17 protein-coding genes are annotated in these 15,254 nt (G+C 67.5%); 11 read left to right on the forward strand and 6 right to left on the reverse strand.

Annotated elements, in window-relative coordinates:
* Positions 1 to 44 precede the first annotated feature (44 nt).
* From FHT98_RS17435 to lhpI, 7 genes are all read left to right on the forward strand, one after another.
* Positions 45 to 413, forward strand: coding sequence for a hypothetical protein (locus FHT98_RS17435; RefSeq protein ID WP_142114769.1), 369 nt, complete (start codon positions 45 to 47; stop codon positions 411 to 413).
* 314 nt (positions 414 to 727) lie between these two features.
* Complete coding sequence (rpsA, locus tag FHT98_RS17440) at positions 728 to 2,431, forward strand: 30S ribosomal protein S1 (protein WP_061968390.1); 1,704 nt, start codon at positions 728 to 730, stop codon at positions 2,429 to 2,431.
* 157 nt (positions 2,432 to 2,588) lie between these two features.
* Positions 2,589 to 3,878, forward strand: a complete 1,290-nt coding sequence (locus FHT98_RS17445; protein ID WP_142114770.1) for an Hsp70 family protein — start codon at positions 2,589 to 2,591, stop codon at positions 3,876 to 3,878.
* Positions 3,879 to 4,039: 161 nt separating this feature from the next.
* On the forward strand, positions 4,040 to 5,011 hold the full coding sequence (gene sppA, locus FHT98_RS17450; RefSeq protein ID WP_061968387.1) for a signal peptide peptidase SppA: 972 nt from the start codon (positions 4,040 to 4,042) through the stop codon (positions 5,009 to 5,011).
* Between the two features lie 28 nt (positions 5,012 to 5,039).
* On the forward strand, positions 5,040 to 5,324 hold the full coding sequence (ihfB, locus tag FHT98_RS17455) for an integration host factor subunit beta (RefSeq protein WP_061968384.1): 285 nt from the start codon (positions 5,040 to 5,042) through the stop codon (positions 5,322 to 5,324).
* A gap of 37 nt (positions 5,325 to 5,361) precedes the next feature.
* Positions 5,362 to 5,700 (forward strand): LapA family protein, encoded by a 339-nt coding sequence (locus FHT98_RS17460; protein ID WP_061968383.1) that lies wholly within the window; start codon positions 5,362 to 5,364, stop codon positions 5,698 to 5,700.
* Positions 5,700 to 6,653 carry a bifunctional Delta(1)-pyrroline-2-carboxylate/Delta(1)-piperideine-2-carboxylate reductase gene (lhpI, locus tag FHT98_RS17465; RefSeq protein WP_061968381.1) on the forward strand — a complete coding sequence of 318 codons (954 nt, stop codon included), beginning with the start codon at positions 5,700 to 5,702 and terminating at the stop codon, positions 6,651 to 6,653. The genes FHT98_RS17460 and lhpI overlap by 1 nt, the downstream gene beginning before the upstream one ends.
* A 24-nt stretch (positions 6,654 to 6,677) precedes the next feature.
* Here lhpI and FHT98_RS17470 read toward each other — a convergent pair whose 3' ends face one another.
* The gene (locus tag FHT98_RS17470; protein WP_082617459.1) at positions 6,678 to 6,848 is read right to left on the reverse strand and encodes a DUF3309 family protein; all 171 of its coding nucleotides are present in this window, start codon (positions 6,846 to 6,848) and stop codon (positions 6,678 to 6,680) included.
* Positions 6,849 to 6,939: 91 nt separating this feature from the next.
* Positions 6,940 to 7,920, reverse strand: coding sequence for a tripartite tricarboxylate transporter substrate binding protein (locus FHT98_RS17475; RefSeq protein WP_113584707.1), 981 nt, complete (start codon positions 7,918 to 7,920; stop codon positions 6,940 to 6,942).
* Between the two features lie 116 nt (positions 7,921 to 8,036).
* Here FHT98_RS17475 and mepA point away from each other — a divergent pair, with 116 nt between their 5' ends.
* On the forward strand, positions 8,037 to 8,975 hold the full coding sequence (mepA, locus tag FHT98_RS17480) for a penicillin-insensitive murein endopeptidase (protein ID WP_061968378.1): 939 nt from the start codon (positions 8,037 to 8,039) through the stop codon (positions 8,973 to 8,975).
* Positions 8,976 to 9,083: 108 nt separating this feature from the next.
* On the opposite strand, the gene FHT98_RS17485 is transcribed toward mepA, so the two are convergent.
* A complete protein-coding gene (locus tag FHT98_RS17485) occupies positions 9,084 to 10,223 on the reverse strand; it encodes an extensin-like domain-containing protein (protein WP_162260105.1) in 1,140 nt (379 codons plus the stop codon).
* 591 nt (positions 10,224 to 10,814) lie between these two features.
* The gene (locus FHT98_RS17490) at positions 10,815 to 11,114 is read right to left on the reverse strand and encodes a hypothetical protein (RefSeq protein WP_142114771.1); all 300 of its coding nucleotides are present in this window, start codon (positions 11,112 to 11,114) and stop codon (positions 10,815 to 10,817) included.
* A gap of 194 nt (positions 11,115 to 11,308) precedes the next feature.
* Here FHT98_RS17490 and FHT98_RS17495 point away from each other — a divergent pair, with 194 nt between their 5' ends.
* From FHT98_RS17495 to FHT98_RS17505, 3 genes are all read left to right on the forward strand, one after another.
* Positions 11,309 to 12,301, forward strand: coding sequence for a Tim44 domain-containing protein (locus tag FHT98_RS17495; RefSeq protein WP_061968373.1), 993 nt, complete (start codon positions 11,309 to 11,311; stop codon positions 12,299 to 12,301).
* 162 nt (positions 12,302 to 12,463) lie between these two features.
* Complete coding sequence (dapB, locus tag FHT98_RS17500) at positions 12,464 to 13,270, forward strand: 4-hydroxy-tetrahydrodipicolinate reductase (protein WP_061968371.1); 807 nt, start codon at positions 12,464 to 12,466, stop codon at positions 13,268 to 13,270.
* Between the two features lie 2 nt (positions 13,271 to 13,272).
* Entirely contained in the window at positions 13,273 to 13,896 is a 624-nt protein-coding gene (locus FHT98_RS17505) for an alpha-ketoglutarate-dependent dioxygenase AlkB family protein (RefSeq protein ID WP_061968369.1), read from the forward strand.
* Here FHT98_RS17505 and FHT98_RS17510 read toward each other — a convergent pair.
* Both FHT98_RS17510 and grpE read right to left on the reverse strand, forming a co-directional pair.
* Positions 13,893 to 14,513, reverse strand: coding sequence for a trimeric intracellular cation channel family protein (locus FHT98_RS17510; RefSeq protein ID WP_082617458.1), 621 nt, complete (start codon positions 14,511 to 14,513; stop codon positions 13,893 to 13,895). The two genes, FHT98_RS17505 and FHT98_RS17510, sit on opposite strands and share 4 nt — an antisense overlap.
* Positions 14,514 to 14,517: 4 nt before the next feature.
* On the reverse strand, positions 14,518 to 15,117 hold the full coding sequence (grpE, locus tag FHT98_RS17515; RefSeq protein ID WP_061968366.1) for a nucleotide exchange factor GrpE: 600 nt from the start codon (positions 15,115 to 15,117) through the stop codon (positions 14,518 to 14,520).
* Between the last annotated feature and the right edge of the window lie 137 nt (positions 15,118 to 15,254).

The following is a 15,254-nucleotide window of genomic DNA, read 5'->3' on the forward strand; positions in this document are numbered from 1 at the left end:
AGGGGCCGCGGCTGGCTTCCAGCGCTGCGGGCGCAACCGTGCCCATGGAGGATCCGAGTACCTCCGTCTACGAGCCGCTCGTCGACATGCATCGTGTCAATCCCGACCGCTATCAGCGTGACCTGACCGCCTGCCGCCAGCAGGCGGCGCCGCAACTGGCTGCGATCAAGCGGGCGACGCAGCAGCAGCAGACCGGCACCGCCATCGCGGTCGCCGGTACGCTGGCGAGCTACATTCCGGTGCCGGGGTTTCGACAGGCCCATGTGCTGGCTAGCGCCGCCAACGCGGTGCAGTCCGTCGGCGGGGCGACGGCGGAAAGCGGCGCGGCCGCGGTCGAGAAGGCCTCGTCCGATTACGCGCTGGTCGTCGACAGTTGCCTGACGCACAAGCGCTACAAGCTGCTGTGTCCCTGATCGAACTGGCGTCTCGGGGCTTGGTTTCGACCTTGCCCTGAAGGCCGGTTTGCATTACATCGCCCCTGTCCGAAGGGCCGTGATCGATCATGCGCCGGGGGCGGTCTGCAAGACCTGCTCCCGTTTCGTGTTTGAAGCAGGTCGTCCGGATACGGATCGAGCCGCTGGTCCTGGCGCCTCCGCCAACCCCGCCTGACGGGGAGGCGGAAACCTCCGAGAGGAGGTGCCGACGGCCGCGATCCGGAACGCAGCACCAACCACGGCGCTTAAGGCCGGACACCCGCGGGATACGCGGCCGGCTCCCAGGAGATTACATGTCAGCAGTTGAAAGCTACAGCGCGGGTCGCGAGGATTTCGCCGCCCTGCTCGAGGAATCCTTCGGCAAGAACGATGCCCTCGAAGGCTCTGTCATCAAGGGCAAGGTCGTCGCCATCGAGAAGGATATGGCGATCATCGACGTCGGTCTGAAGACCGAAGGACGCGTCGCGCTCAAGGAATTCACCGGCCCCGGCCGTGAGCAGGAACTGAACGTCGGCGACGAGGTCGAGGTCTATCTGGACCGGATCGAGAACGCGCTCGGCGAAGCCGTCATCTCGCGCGACAAGGCTCGCCGCGAAGAGAGCTGGGTCAAGCTCGAGAAGGCCTTCGAGGCCCGCGAGAAGGTCAGCGGCATGATCTTCAACACCGTCAAGGGCGGCTACACCGTCGATCTCGACGGCGCCGTGGCCTTCCTGCCGCGTTCGCAGGTCGACATCCGTCCGATCCGCGACGTCGGCCCGCTGATGGGTCAGCCGCAGCCCTTCGAGATCCTCAAGATGGATCGCCGCCGCGGCAACATCGTCGTGTCGCGCCGTACCGTTCTCGAAGAGACCCGCGCCGAGGCTCGTTCCGAGCTCGTCGCCTCGCTCGAAGAGGGCCAGGTCATCGACGGCGTCGTCAAGAACATCACCGAATACGGTGCGTTCGTCGATCTCGGCGGCATTGACGGCCTGCTGCACGTCACCGACATGGCGTGGCGCCGCGTGAACCACCCGTCGGAGGTCGTGACCATCGGCCAGACGGTCAAGGTCAAGATCATCAAGATCAACCAGGACACGCACCGCATCTCGCTCGGCATCAAGCAGCTGCTGGCCGATCCGTGGGATGGCATCGCCGAGCGTTACCCGGTCGGCACCCGTCTCAAGGGCCGCGTGACCAACATCACGGACTACGGCGCGTTCGTCGAGGTGGAGCCGGGCATCGAAGGCCTGATCCACGTCTCCGAGATGTCCTGGACCAAGAAGAACGTCCACCCCGGCAAGATCGTCTCGACCTCGCAGGAAGTCGACGTCGCGATCCTCGAGGTCGATCCGGTCAAGCGTCGCATCTCGCTCGGCCTCAAGCAGACCCTGCGCAACCCGTGGGAGCTCTTCGCGGAGCAGCACCCGGCGGGCTCGACGGTCGAGGGCGAGGTCAAGAACAAGACCGAGTTCGGCCTGTTCCTGGGTCTCGAAGGCGATATCGACGGCATGATCCATCTCTCCGATCTCGACTGGAACCGTCCGGGCGAGCAGGTCATCGAGGAATACAAGAAGGGCGACGTCCTGCAGGCGATCGTTCTCGATGTGGACGTCGAGAAGGAGCGTATCTCGCTCGGCCTGAAGCAGCTCGGCGGCGATCCCTTCGTGGATGCCGGCGAGTTCAAGAAGGGCCAGATCGTCACCTGTGAGGTGGTCGAGGTGAAGGAGTCCGGTCTCGACGTGAAGATCGCCGACACCGACATGATGACCTTCATCAAGCGCGCCGAGCTGGCCCGCGATCGCTCCGAGCAGCGCCCCGAGCGCTTCGCGGCCGGCGAGCGCATCGACGCCCGCGTCGTGCTCTTCGACAAGAAGGCCCGCAAGATCCAGGTCTCGGTCAAGGCCCTGGAAATGGCTGAGGAGAAGGAAGCGATGGCCCAGTACGGCTCCGCCGATTCCGGTGCCTCGCTCGGCGACATCCTGGGCGCTGCGCTCAAGAAGGCCACCGACAAGAAGTGAGGTTTCGGCCGCGTGAAGCGGCCGGACATCCAAGACAGCCCGCGCGGAGCGATCCGCGCGGGCTTTTGTTTCGGCTGATTTTACCCAGCCCTCACCCGAGGCGTCGCACCGCTGCGCTTCGGGTGAGGGCTCGTCTGTCCCGTGAAAGGAGCCCGCCATGACCCCCGCCGCCATCGGCATCGACTTCGGCACCACCAACAGCGTCGTCGCGCTGGCTGGCGCTGACGGATCGGTCATGACGCGCTCCTTCGCCACGAAGCAGGGCGCGGTCGATGCCTATCGCTCGGCGTTGATGTTCTGGCGTGAGGGCCGCCCGCCGCAGACCCGCATCACCCATGTCAGCGGCCCCGACGCCCTCGACATGGCCTTAGGCATGACGACCGAGCATCGCTTCCTGCAATCGCTCAAGACCCATCTTTCCAGCCGCGCCTTCCAGGAGACTCGGCTCTTCGGCAAGCTCTTCCGGCTGGAGGACCTGATCGGCGTCTTCCTGTCGGACCTCTCCGAGGGGCTCGCCGACCGCGAAGCGCTGCCGCTGGTCTCCGGCCGCCCGGTCGTCTTCGCGGGCGAGCGCCCGGACGAGGAACTGGCGGTCGGCCGCCTGAAGGCTTCCTACGGCAAGGCCGGGATGGCCCAGGTCGATTTCGCCTATGAGCCGCTCGGCGCCGCCTACTGGTATGCGCGCGACCTGAAGGAGCCGCAGACCATGCTGGTCGCCGATTTCGGCGGCGGCACCAGCGACTTCTCGGTGATGCGCTTCGAGCCCGGCCGCAATGGCAGCCTGGAGGCGATCCCGCTCTCTCATGCCGGCGTCGGCGTCGCCGGCGACACCTTCGACTACCGCATCATCGAGCATGCGGTTTCGCCGGCACTCGGCAAGGGCACGGAATACCGCTCCTTCGACAAGCTGCTGCCTGTCCCGGCGCATTATCACGCCGCCTTCGCGCAATGGCACAAGCTCTCGCTGATGAAGAGCCGCGAGACCATGGCCGAGCTCAACGCCCTGATCCGCGAGGCGGTCGAGCCCGGCAAGCTCGAGAATCTGCTGACGGTGATCGAATACGATCTCGGCTACGAGCTCTACCGAGCCGTCTCCGCCGCCAAGGTCGCGCTCTCCGACAACGAGGCGACCACGCTGAGCTTCAGCCAGGTGGGGGTCACCATCGAGAAGCCGATCCGCCGGACCGATTTCGAGCGCTGGATCGCCGACGATGTCGGCGCCATCGAAGCCGCGCTCGACCGCGCGCTGGCCGAGGCCGGGCTCGGGGGCGACCGCATCGAGGCGGTGTTCATGACCGGCGGCACCTCCTACGTTCCGGCGGTGCGCAGCCTGTTCGACCGCCGCTTCGGTGCCGGAAAGGTGCATATCGGCGATGCTTTCCGCTCGGTCGCCAGCGGGCTTGCGCTGCTCGCGCTCGACCGGGCGCGCGCCTCGGTCGCGGCCTGACGCAGCGCCTCCCGCCTTGCCCGTCCGGGCCAGCAGGTCTACATCACGGACCCGCAGCCGCCGCGCGCTTTCCGTTCGGCCGGAACCGGTCGAACGAAAAGAATTCGCGCGAAATCAAAAAGCTGAGCATGTTCGGACCGAACATGCTCCAGGAGTAACCGATGTCGTCCGATGCCGATCTGCTCGCAGACCGCCGCAGCCTGCGCCGCAAATTGACGCTCTGGCGTGTGCTCGCCGTGCTCGGCGTGATCGTCGCAGCGGTGGTCGGCGGTTTCGCCTGGAAGGGCGATGGTCCGGCCGGCCTGTCGAGCGCCCATATCGCGCGCATCACCATCTCCGGCTTCATCTCCGGCGATCGCCGTACGCTCGACCTGATCAAGTCGGTCGAGGACAGCAAGGCGGTCTCGGCCGTCGTGCTCCGCATCGACAGTCCCGGCGGCACCACCTCCGGCTCCGAGGCGGTGCATACGGCCTTGCGCCAGCTCGCGGCGAAGAAGCCGATGGTCGCGGTCGTCGACGGTCTCGCGGCGTCGGGCGGCTATATCGCGGCGATGGGGGCGGACCGTATCGTCGCTCGGCAGACCTCGCTGGTCGGTTCGATCGGCGTGCTCTTCCAGTTCCCCAACGTGTCGAACCTGCTGGATACGGTCGGGGTCAAGGTCGAAACGGTCAAGTCGAGCCCGCTCAAGGCGGCGCCGAATGGCTTCGAGCCGACCTCGCCCGAGGCGCGTGAGGCGCTGCAGCGTGTCGTCAACGACAACTACACCTGGTTCAAGGACATGGTGCGTGATCGCCGCCATCTCGCCGAGGGCGAAGTGGCTTCGGTCTCCGATGGGCGGGTGCATTCCGGCCGCCAGGCGGTGGGGCTGAAGCTCATCGACCAGATCGGCGGCGAGCCGGAGGCGATCGCCTGGATGGAGCGTGAGAAAAGCGTCGCCAAGGACCTGAAGGTCCGCGACTGGCGCCGCCGCAGCGAATCCTCCTCCTTCGGCCTGTGGAGCCTCGCCGAGGCGATGGCGCGTGGCGCCGGCCTCGATGCACTCGCCACGACGATCGCGCGCGCAGCGGACCAACCGCTCGGCTTGCGGCTTGACGCGCCCTTGGCGCTCTGGCAGCCTGCCGCTGAAAAGTGATTTTGATACAAATGGTTATGCCCCAGCGATGATTAAATCCGAACTCGTTCAGCGGATCGCCGACCGCAACACCCATCTCTACCAACGCGATATCGAGAACATCGTCTCGGCCATTTTGGACGAGGTGGTGAAGGCGCTGGCCCGGGGCGACCGGGTTGAATTGCGCGGCTTCGGCGCCTTCTCGCGCAAGGGCCGCTCGGCCCGCATCGGCCGCAACCCCCGCACGGGCGACGCGGTGGAGGTCGAAGAGAAGTTCGTCCCCGTCTTCAAGACGGGCAAGGAGCTGCGGCTGCGCCTCAACGGCAAGGGTTGAGCTGAGGCGCCGGTCCCGCGGCCACACGGAGATTGTGATGAAGGCCTTCTTCAAGGCGCTGGTGCTGGTTCCCGTCGCGCTGGTGATCGTGCTGTTTTCGGTCGCCAACCGCGGCACTGTGCGCGTCTCGCTCGATCCGTTCAGCCGCGACTTACCCGTGTTCTCCTTCGAGCTACCGCTCTTCGCCGTGGTGCTCGCGGCGATCGCCGTCGGCGTTCTGGTCGGCGGCCTGGCCTCCTGGGTCGCGCAGGGCAAGCACCGCAAGGCGGCGCGCCGCAACCGCCGTGAGGCGGAGGCATTGCGCTCCGAAACCCAGGCGCTGCGTTCGGCCGTGCCCGACTCCGCGTTGCCGGCACTGACCAACGGACGGAATTGATGCGACTTTTCGACGTGGCCGAGATCGATGCGGCCCTGAGTTATCCTGGCCTGATCGACCTTCTCGACGACGCCTTCCGCAGCGAGGTCATCGCGCCCAAGCGCGGCCAATACGCGATCGAGCGGCCGGGCGAGACCGATGCGATCCTGCTGACCATGCCGGCCTGGAGCGGGCCGGATGTCGCCAATCCCTATATCGGCACCAAGATCGTCTCGGTCTTCTTCGGCAACGGCAAGCGCAATCTGCCGGGCGTCATGGGCGCCTACCTGCTGATGGACGGTGCGACCGGCAAGCCGCTCGCGGTGATGGACGGCAACCGGCTGACGACATGGCGCACGGCGGCGGCCTCGGCCCTGGCCTCGCGCTACATGTCGAACCCCGAGGCCAGCCGCATGCTGATGGTCGGGGCCGGCGCGCTCGCGCCCTTCATCATCAAGGCGCATCGCTCCGTCCGGCCGCTGACCGAGATCGCGATCTGGGCGCGGCGGCCCGAAGCCGCCGAGGCGACCGTCGCCGAACTGGCGAAGGAGGGCATCGAAGCTCGCGCCACCACCGATCTCGAAGGCGAGGCCCGCACGGCCGACATCATCTCCTGCGCGACCAATGCGACCGAACCGCTGATCCACGGCCATTGGCTGAAGCGCGAAGCCCATCTCGACCTGATCGGCGGCTTCACCATGCAGATGCGCGAGGCCGATGCCGATGCGCTGCACCGTGCCCGCGTCATCGTCGATTCCAGCAAGGCGATCGACGAAGGCGGCGATGTCGCCGTCGCCATCGCCGAGGGCAGCTACAGCGCCGACAAGGTGGCGGGCACACTGGCCGATCTCTGCCACGGCCGGATCGCCGGCCCGGTCGAGGGCGGCGGCATTACCCTGTTCAAGTCCGTCGGCGTCGCGCTCGAGGATCTGGCCGCGGCTGTCGCGGTCTGGGAGAGCCGCGCCGCGAGCTGATCGCGGCGCACGCCGGTCGAGGCGTCAGGCGATGCGCGCGCCGCCGATGGCGCCGAGCAGCCACAGGATCAGGACGATCACGAGGACGAGTCCGAGCACGCCGCCGAGCCCGGCCGTTCCATAGCTGCGATGGCCGTAATAGCCGCCGCCGCCGAGAAGCACGATCAGCAGCACGATGATGAGAAGGGTGGACATGGCGAACTCCCGTAAAGCAGCGCCCGTTTCGGGCGAGGTCTAGCGGGAAACGCCGGCCGCGAAGCCTCGGTTCCGCCCGGGCGGCTCCGGATCATTCCACCTTGAGGCCGACCTCCTTGATCAGGTCGCCCCAGCGCTTCATCTCGGCCTGCAGGAACGCACCAAGCTCGTCCGGGCTATTGCCGACGGGTTCCGCGGCGAGCGCATCCATCTTCGCCCGCACGGCCGGGTCGGCAATCCCCGCTTTGGTGTCGGCCTGGATCTTGGCGATGACAGCGGGCGGTGTCTTCGCAGGCGCGAACAGCGCGAACCAGGAGGAGACGTCGAAGCCCGGCACGGTATCGGCGATCGGCGCGAATTCCGGCGCCGTCGGCGAGCGCTTCGCCGTGGTGATGCCGAAGCCGCGGATCGAGCCGGCACGGACATGGGGCAGCGCCTGCGGGATATTGTCGAAGATCAGGTCTATGCGCCCGCCGATCAGGTCCTGCGTCGCCTGCGCCGTGCCGCGATAGGGCACATGCACCATCTTGGTGCCGGTCAGCTTCTGGAACAGCTCGCCGCAGAGATGCACCGAGGTGCCGATACCGGACGAGCCATAGGTGAGCTTGCCGGGATTGGCCTTCGCATAGGCGATCAGCTCGGCGACGTTGTTCGCCGGCACCGTCTTGTTGACCACCAGCAGGTTGGGCACCATCGCGACCATGGTGATCGGCGCCAGGTCCCTGGCGGGATCGTAGGTCAGCTTCTGGTAGAGATACTGGTTGGTCGCCATGCCCACCGAGACGATCAGGAAGGTGTCGCCGGTCGGCTCGGCCTTGGCGACGGCATCCGTGCCTATATTGCCGCCGGCGCCCGGACGGTTTTCGACCACGATATTGGTCCCCCAGGTCCGGCCGAGCTTGTCGGCCACGAGGCGCGCCAGCACATCGGTCGCGCCCGCCGGCGGAAACGGCACGACGAGCTTGAGGACCCGCCCCTGCGGCCAGGGTTGCTGGCCGAGGCCTGCGGTCGGTGCTGCGAGAAGGGCGCCTGCGCCGGCAAGAATGCTGCGGCGGTCGATCCTGGCCGTCATCGGTATCCTCCCTGAAAGGTGCTCTGCGGCGCCGATGCGCAAGGCTGCAATTCGCCGCGCCGCTTGTCCAGCCACGGCGCTTGACCGCGATGGCTGGTCGCGGTGATTCTCAGGATATGCGCGCTATCTCCCGAATCGCAGCCCTCCTCGTTCCGCTCGCCTTCCTGCCGGTTGCAGCACTCGCCCAGTCGACGGCGGATCAGGAGGCGAAGAACCGCGCCGCCAACATTGCCGCCTGGCCCGATGCCGCCCGCACGCTCTTCGGCCAGAAGACCGCGCCGGCGAGCATGCAGGCACGAGCGATCGGCTCCTATGCGCGCGGCTGCCTCGCCGGCGCCGAAGCCTTGCCGGTCGATGGGCCAAGCTGGCAGGTCATGCGGCTCAACCGCAATCGCAACTGGGGCCATCCCGCCCTGATCGACTATCTCGAGAAGCTGGCGCGCGACGTGCCGCGCATCACCGGCTGGGCGGGGCTGCTCGTCGGCGACATGTCGCAGCCGCGCGGCGGGCCGATGTTGACCGGCCATGCCTCGCACCAGATCGGGCTCGATGCCGATGTCTGGTTGACGCCGATGCCGCGGGGCCGGCTCGACCGCGAGCAGCGCGAGAACATGTCGGCGGTCAACATGGCTCGCTCCGATTGGCGCGATGTCGATCCACGCCATTGGACCCCGGCCCATACGAGGCTGATCCGCACGGTGGCGGCCGAGCCGAAGGTCGAGCGCATCTTCGTCAACCCGGCGCTCAAGGTCGCGCTCTGCCGCGAGGCCGGCGCCGACAAGAGCTGGCTGGACAAGGTGCGCCCGATCTGGGGCCACAACTACCATTTCCATATCCGGCTGGCCTGTCCGGCCGGCATGGCGAGTTGCCAGGGCCAGGAACCTCCGAATTTCGGCGATGGCTGCGGCGCCGAGCTCAGCGGCTGGATCGAGCGCCAGCACAAGGCCATCTTCAATCCGCCGAAGCCGAGGCCGGGCCCGAAACCCAAGCCGAAACCGCCGATGTCGCTCGATGCCCTGCCGCCGGAATGCCGGCAGGTGCTGGTCTCGCGCTGAGCGTGGGGCTCAGCATCGGACCGAAAAGTGGAACCCACTTTTCGGAGCAACCTGATGCTAGGCGATGGGCTAGATCGCCACTTTGCGCCCGATAGGACGCATGGCGATCTAGCGCCGCGGCGGCACGCGCCCGGAGCTGTAGGCGAAGGGGTCGTGCTGCGGCGTGATCATCGGCTGGGCCTGGTCCTCGCCTTCCATGTCGACGACACCCGTCCCGCCCTCGTCGCCGAGAACGGCTTCCTCCGTCGGCGGCACCGCGCCCGGCAGTGACAGCGGCCCGGCATTCTCGCTGGGCAGCGGCTGCGGCTGGAAGTGCCCCTGCCGCTGACGCGTGTCGTACTGCTCCAGGAAGCGCTGCTGCGCATCGAGGCTCTGGGCCTGGCCTCGGCCATAGTTCGCGACCGGGTAGCCGCCCTGCACCGCGCCGGGCGGCCGCAAGCCATCGCTGGGCTGCCGGAGCAGCCTGCCATCCGCGACCATGGTGCCGGCCGCCGGCGCCATGTCACGCGGCTGCGACTGGGACGAGGCGTAGGGTCGCGCCGGGTCCGGCGGCTGCAGATTGTAGTTCGGCGTGTATTTGATCACCGGCTTGCAGATGTGCCGGCCTTTCGAGTGCCGCGCCAGGTCGATATGGAAATGGTCGTAATGCAGCGGGTCTGCGCCGGGGCCGAGCACCGTCGAGAAATGCTGGCAGGCGCCGACGAAGACCTCGCGCAGGAAATTCTGCTCCTCGGGGGAGCCGCGCCAGCCATCCTTCACCGTGATCACGCGGTTGTCGTTGAGCCGGAAGGAGAAGACGTCGACGGCGTTGCCGAAGGCATGCTCCGAGGTGCGCGTTGTCCTGGTGCCGTTGTTCATCGCCCGGCAGGAATAGGAGCCGGCGCGCAATTCGACGACCTGGGCGCCGAGCACGTTCATCGCCGCCGGCTGCACCACTTCGGCCAGCCATTTGTCGGTGGTCGCGACGACCGGGCAGGAGAGGGTGGCCGAGCTGGTCAGGCCGATGCCGCCATTCGAGAAGGCCGAGACCTTCAGCGGCTGCTGCATGCCGCAGGTTCCCGGTCCGTCGATCGCCTTGCCGCGCAGGCTGACATAGGACGAGATCTGGACCTGCCGGGAGGCCATGCAGGCGGCTTCCGCCTGGTCGCGCCAGGCGGCGCGCTGCGGCTTCTGGAATTTGCCGCAGCCTGCCAGGCCGGCTGCGCCGGCGATGCCGAGTGCGATGAGGGCGAGATGAGCGCGTCGCATGACCATTCAAATGCGAACCGCTTGGTGAACGGTTTCTCAACCGACTGCGCTCCGGCCGCCACAGGCGGATTAACTTTGGCGCCGTGGTGAATCGCGCCTTAATGCACTGTTCCCGGCCTTAACCAGGGCGGGTTTCGCCGTCTCGAACCATCTCCCAGATGTTGCCAAGATCAGGCCGTGGGGGCTCAGGTCGAACCGTGGCGAAGCTGTGGCGCCGCGTTGGAGCAGACTCGCGACGAAATTTCGCAGTCAGGAATATCCCCAAATCTAATCAATGGTTTAACCCCTGATTAAGGATGTTCTACCCTCCGTCCCGGCCCCGCCACGATGCTGCCCCCTTGCGGCCTTCGTCAGTTCTGATAGCCTCCACGACAGGTCAATGACACAGGAGGGTGTGATGAGTGTCACGCTACGTCTCGACCGATTGATCATGGGTGCGGCCTTCGTTTTCATGATGGCGATCGTTCTGGGAGCGTTCTGACAACGGGTCAGTCTCGAAGTCGCTAGGACCACAAGAGCAATGACAACAACGCCGCCGGGAAGAAGTCCCGGCGGCGTTTCTGTTTGGGCTCAGGCCTCAGGCGGGAGCGTTCAGCTCTCCGGGCAGGCGGTTTCCGTCAGTTGCCAGGACATCATGTTGACCACCCGTCCGCAGGTCGCGACGCGCCGGCCCTGCGTGGTCCTGATGCAGGACATCGACCCTTCAGCGATCTTGCGGCCGTCGTTCCAGCAGAAGCAGAGCGGCTCCGGCGCCTGGGCCAGGCGCGGCTTGTCCAGCGCGACGGCCGGCTCGCCGGCGGCTGCCGCTTCGCTGAACAGGAACAGCACGGCGAGCGCGAGCATGCAGCTCAGCACGCGATGTCGGTGAGGCCTCGGTCCGGATCCGGTCATGGCTCTCTCCCTGCGCCTCGCATGGCGAGACGGATCAGGAGTTTACCATATCGGCCCGATCGCAACGAATAATTATGTACCGATTTGAAATAGTCAGGAATTTCAGTCTGTTAGCCGGATCGGGCCTTGCGTGGAATGCGGGCTCTCTCCATATTGGGCAGCGGTGGGCCCATTGGGGGGCTCCGGGAGGAACAATGTCTCTGATTTCGCTTGCCCATCGTGGACGTGCCGTCGCCCTGGTTGCCGGGGCCCTGTTGCTCGTGCCGCTCGTTGCCGAAGCCCGTCCGGGCGGCGGCCGCAGCTCGGGCAGCCGTGGGTCATTCACCAATAGCGCGCCGCCGTCGACGAATACGACGCCGGGCGGCGCCCAGACTTTCCAGCGCTCGGCCCCGTCCTCGCCGGCGTCGCCGTCGATGGCTGGCCCCTCGGCCGCCGGTGCGGCTGCTCAGGCGGCCCGCCCGTCCTTCGCGCGCAACATGATGATGGGCATCGGTGCCGGCCTGCTCGGCGCCGGTCTGTTCGGCATGTTGTCGGGCTCCGGCTTCTTCGGCGGTCTGGCTTCGCTCGCCGGTGTGCTCGGCTTCCTGCTTCAGCTCGCGCTGATCGCCGGCATCGTCATGCTCGCCATCCGCTTCTTCCGCCGCCGTTCCGAGCCGCAGCTCGCCAGCGCGGGCGCGCCCTATGCCCGCCAGGGCTATGACGCCCCGCAGCAACAGCCTGCCGCCGCCCGCATGGGCGGCTTCGGTGGCGGTGCCGCTGCTGCGGCGGTGCAGCCCCAGCCGATCGAGCTTTCGGGCGAGGATTTCAACGCCTTCGAGCGCCTGCTCGGCGAGGTCAACACCGCCTATTCCAACGAGGATGAGGCCGGCCTGCGTCAGCGGACGACACCCGAGATGTTCGGCTATTTCGACGAGGATCTCAGCGACAACGCTCGCCGCGGCTTGGTCGACCGCGTCTCCGACGTCAAGCTGCTGCAGGGCGACCTGTCGCAGGCCTGGCACGAGGGCGACGCCGATTACGCGACGGTGGCGATGCGCTTCAGCTTGATCAACGCGCTCTATGACCGCAAGTCCGGCAATGTCGTCGAGGGCAGCGCGACGCAGACCCAGGAGGTCAGCGAATACTGGACCTTCCTGCGCGAGCGCGGCGCCGCCTGGAAGCTCTCGGGCATCCAGCAGGCGGCCTGAGCGCCGACCTCTTGCGAGAACAGGAACGGCCGGGGCAACCCGGCCGTTTTGCTATGCGCGGCTTTCGGGTGGGCCGCTGGCGGAGCCGGGCCTATTGCGCTACTGGCGAAGGCATCTGCTTTCGTCGCAGAACCAGCCCGGAGCCCGCCTTCCATGAGTGATATGCGTCTCGTCGTCGTCGGTGCCGCCGGGCGGATGGGCCGGATGCTCATTCGCGCCATCGATCAGGCCGACGGCTGCACGCTTGTGGCCGCGATCGAGCGGCCGGGCTCTGCCGCGCTCGGCGAGGATGCCGGGATTCTCGCCGGCCTGCCGGCATCCGGCATCAAGGTGACGAGCGACGCCGCCGCAGCTTTCGCATCCGCCGATGGCGTGCTCGATTTCACGGCGCCGGACGCGACGGTCGCCTTTGCCAAGCTCGCCGCCGATGCCGGAATCCTGCATGTCGTCGGCACGACCGGGCTTGAGCCCACGCATCTGGCTGAGCTGGCCGAGGCTGCGAAGCGCACGCCGATCATCCGCTCCGGCAACATGAGCCTCGGCGTCAACCTGCTGGCGGCGCTGGTGCGCAAGGTCGCAGCGACGCTCGGCACCGACTGGGACATCGAGATCGTCGAGATGCATCACCGTATGAAGGTCGATGCGCCCTCCGGCACGGCCGTCCTGCTTGGCGAGGCGGCGGCGGAAGGGCGCGCGGTCGATCTCGCACAGCAGCGCGTCGCCGGCCGCGACGGCATCACCGGCGCGCGCCAGGCCGGCACGATCGGCTTTGCTGCCTTGCGTGGCGGCACGGTCGTCGGCGATCACAAGGTGATCTTCGCCGGCGCCGGCGAGCGGCTCGAACTCGCCCATGTCGCGGAGGATCGCAGCCTCTTCGCACAGGGCGCGGTCAAGGCCGCCCTTTGGGGCAAGGGACGGGAAGCGCGGCTCTACTCGATGGCCGACGTGCTCGGCCTCGACGCGCTCTGACGATGACGCGCGTCACCGTCGCACCGGGCGTCGTCCACTGGCCGGGGAGGCTGGCGCCGGAGGAGCAGGCCGCCCTGGTGGCGGAGCTGCGCGCCGTGGCGCGCAAGGCGCCGTTCTTCCAGCCGCGCATGCCGAAGACCGGCAAGCCCTTCTCGGTCCGCATGACCAATTGCGGCTCGCTCGGCTGGGTCTCCGACATCAATGGCTATCGCTACCAGCCGGAGCATCCCGAGACGGGCGAGCCCTGGCCGTTGATGCCGGCGCCGCTTCTCGATCTCTGGGCGGAGCTGGCCGGCTATCCGCATCCACCCGAGGCCTGCCTCGTCAATTTCTACGCGGCGGGCGCCAAGATGGGCCTGCATCAGGACCGCGACGAGCAGGATTTCGACGCTCCGGTCCTGTCGGTCTCGCTCGGCGATGCCGCGCTCTTCCGCATCGGCGGCACGACGCGCGGCGGCAAGACCACCTCGCTCAAGCTCGCGTCGGGCGATGTCCTGATCTTTGGCGGTGAGGCGCGGCTCGCCTATCACGGCATTGACCGGATCCTGAGGGGATCGTCGACGCTGCTGCCCGAGGGCGGGCGGATCAACCTGACACTGCGGCGAGTGACGAAGCCGAAGCCCTAATCGGCCGGCTTGCCGGGCAGACTGGGGAACGACCAGCCGAACAGCAGCGATCCCGCCCGCAGGCCGAAGCAGGCTGCGAACCCGCCGAGCATCACAATCGGGCCGGGCAGGCCGAGGCCGGCGAGCAGTGCCGTGGTGCCGGCTCCGGCGGTTGCGGCGGTGACGTAGAAATCGCGGCTCCACAGCACCATCGGCCGGTCGCCGGCGAGGATGTCGCGCAGGATGCCGCCGAAGGTCCCGGTCATCGCGCCGAGCGCGACCGCCGAGAGTACGGGAACGGCCGCGTCGAGGCCCTTGAGCGTACCGATGACGGCGAAGAGCGAGAGGCCGGCGGCATCGGCCCAGATCAGCAGTTTGCGGCCGGCCCAGCCTTCGAGGACGCCGGGCTTGAGATAGGCGAGGGCCCAGCAACCGAGGGCGACCGCGGTGCAGACGATGACGTCGCTGGGATCGCGCACCCAGAAGATGCCGCGCCCGAGCAGGACGTCGCGCAAGGTTCCGCCGCCGACGCCTGTGACGGTCGCCAGCAGGATGAAGCCGAACGGGTCCATGCCCTTGCGGGCGGCGACGAGGGCACCGGTCAGCGCGAAGATGGCGACGCCGGCGGCCTCGAACACGGCGTCAGTGCGGGCTGGTTTCGTCGGCCGGCGCGTCCGCCTTGGGCGCCCCCGCGGAGACACCGACCAGCGCCGGGCGCAGCACGCGCTCGCCGATCTTGTAGCCGATCTGCACGACCTTCGAGACCAGCCCCTTGGCGATCGTGGCGTCGGGCGCCTCGAACATCGCCTGGTGCAGGTTGGGGTCGAATTTCTCAGCCAGCGGGTCGATGCGGCGCACGCCGTGACGCTCCAGCGTCTTGAGCAGTTCGCGCTCGGTCAATTCGACGCCTTCATGCAGCGTCTTCACGGCAGCATCGGCCGCTTTCAAGGCATCGGCGGGCAGGCTTTCCAGCGCCCGGCGGAGATTGTCGGAGGAGCCGAGCATGTCGCGGGCGAAGCTGGTCACGGCATAGGTTTTCGCATCGGCGATCTCGCGCTCGGTGCGTCGGCGCAGGTTCTCCATCTCGGCGAGCGTGCGCAGCAGCTTGTCCTTGAGATCGTCGCGTTCGGCCTGGAGCTTGGCGAGCTGCGCGTCGAGGCCTGCCTCGGCGTTGGCCGCCTGCTCGGGCGCGTCCGCGCCGGCTTCGAGGTTGGGGTCTTCCGTCGCAGGGTTCTGCGTCATTTTATCGTCACGTCCCTTTCTCAGCATTTTCGAGCGAAGTGGATGCCGGTTCGCGTGAAGAACCGAAGGTCCGCGTCAGCGAAAATGCGGCAAATAAAGACTTGGCTGCGCCGCCCCTTGCGGGGCCGCAGCCGCGT

Source organism: Allobosea sp. AK1 (genome assembly GCF_006714945.1).
Taxonomy (GTDB): Bacteria; Pseudomonadota; Alphaproteobacteria; order Rhizobiales; family Beijerinckiaceae; genus Allobosea; species Allobosea robiniae.

Coding starts and splice junctions, on each gene's coding strand:
- FHT98_RS17435 (WP_142114769.1), top strand. CDS start 45: ATGGAGGATCCGAGTACCTCCGTCTACGAGCCGCTCGTCGACATGCAT.
- rpsA (WP_061968390.1), top strand. CDS start 728: ATGTCAGCAGTTGAAAGCTACAGCGCGGGTCGCGAGGATTTCGCCGCC.
- FHT98_RS17445 (WP_142114770.1), top strand. CDS start 2,589: ATGACCCCCGCCGCCATCGGCATCGACTTCGGCACCACCAACAGCGTC.
- sppA (WP_061968387.1), top strand. CDS start 4,040: ATGTCGTCCGATGCCGATCTGCTCGCAGACCGCCGCAGCCTGCGCCGC.
- ihfB (WP_061968384.1), top strand. CDS start 5,040: ATGATTAAATCCGAACTCGTTCAGCGGATCGCCGACCGCAACACCCAT.
- FHT98_RS17460 (WP_061968383.1), top strand. CDS start 5,362: ATGAAGGCCTTCTTCAAGGCGCTGGTGCTGGTTCCCGTCGCGCTGGTG.
- lhpI (WP_061968381.1), top strand. CDS start 5,700: ATGCGACTTTTCGACGTGGCCGAGATCGATGCGGCCCTGAGTTATCCT.
- FHT98_RS17470 (WP_082617459.1), bottom strand. CDS start 6,848: ATGTCCACCCTTCTCATCATCGTGCTGCTGATCGTGCTTCTCGGCGGC.
- FHT98_RS17475 (WP_113584707.1), bottom strand. CDS start 7,920: ATGACGGCCAGGATCGACCGCCGCAGCATTCTTGCCGGCGCAGGCGCC.
- mepA (WP_061968378.1), top strand. CDS start 8,037: ATGCGCGCTATCTCCCGAATCGCAGCCCTCCTCGTTCCGCTCGCCTTC.
- FHT98_RS17485 (WP_162260105.1), bottom strand. CDS start 10,223: ATGCGACGCGCTCATCTCGCCCTCATCGCACTCGGCATCGCCGGCGCA.
- FHT98_RS17490 (WP_142114771.1), bottom strand. CDS start 11,114: ATGACCGGATCCGGACCGAGGCCTCACCGACATCGCGTGCTGAGCTGC.
- FHT98_RS17495 (WP_061968373.1), top strand. CDS start 11,309: ATGTCTCTGATTTCGCTTGCCCATCGTGGACGTGCCGTCGCCCTGGTT.
- dapB (WP_061968371.1), top strand. CDS start 12,464: ATGCGTCTCGTCGTCGTCGGTGCCGCCGGGCGGATGGGCCGGATGCTC.
- FHT98_RS17505 (WP_061968369.1), top strand. CDS start 13,273: ATGACGCGCGTCACCGTCGCACCGGGCGTCGTCCACTGGCCGGGGAGG.
- grpE (WP_061968366.1), bottom strand. CDS start 15,117: ATGACGCAGAACCCTGCGACGGAAGACCCCAACCTCGAAGCCGGCGCG.